The following is a 562-nucleotide window of genomic DNA, read 5'->3' on the forward strand; positions in this document are numbered from 1 at the left end:
GTTTTGAAGAGTTATAATGCACCCGGACGTGATCCAGACTCATGCCACTGATATTTTCCATACCACTTTTCAGGTTATCGGGCAGGCCGGTTTTATTGGGCTGTCTTTGCACGGGCTCATTGCGATTGTCCTCCAGTGCCGTCGTAGCAAGGCGGGCTTTACGCTGCGAAACCGCCTGTCGGGTTGATGGATATCGTGTCGTTTGTTTTGAAAACATCACAAGCTGCCCTCTTTCTCAATCGTGCTATATCAAATCGGGATCACCCTTTCCGCTTATGTCACGCCGCTACATTCACTCAAAAAACATTTTGTTATCTTTTCTAAATTCCTGACGAATACTGGCAATAATGTCGTCCTGATTAACTACGCGTTCATCCCGTTGAATAGCCGTTAATGCACATTGGCGCAGCACGTTAATGATTTGCCCACCGGCCACTTCATAGCGATCGGCAATGGCGGATAAATTGACATCTTCAGCGAGTTCACACACGCCATGAAAGGCGTTTTGCCATAACTGTAAGCGCTCTTTCGGCCCAGGGATGGTAAATTGCACCATACTCTG

Annotated in this window: 1 protein-coding gene and 1 pseudogene; both read right to left on the reverse strand. The window is 47.5% G+C overall.

Annotation, left to right across the window (positions count from 1 at the left end; all coding sequences use genetic code 11):
* Nucleotides 1–217: hypothetical protein (locus J5224_RS34455; RefSeq protein WP_264629322.1), on the reverse strand; the 217-nt coding region annotated here is incomplete at its 3' end.
* A gap of 75 nt (nt 218–292) precedes the next feature.
* Nucleotides 293–562, reverse strand: a pseudogene (locus J5224_RS34460) (ATP-binding protein); the annotation flags it as partial.

It is taken from the genome of Candidatus Symbiopectobacterium sp. NZEC135, assembly GCF_025962695.1.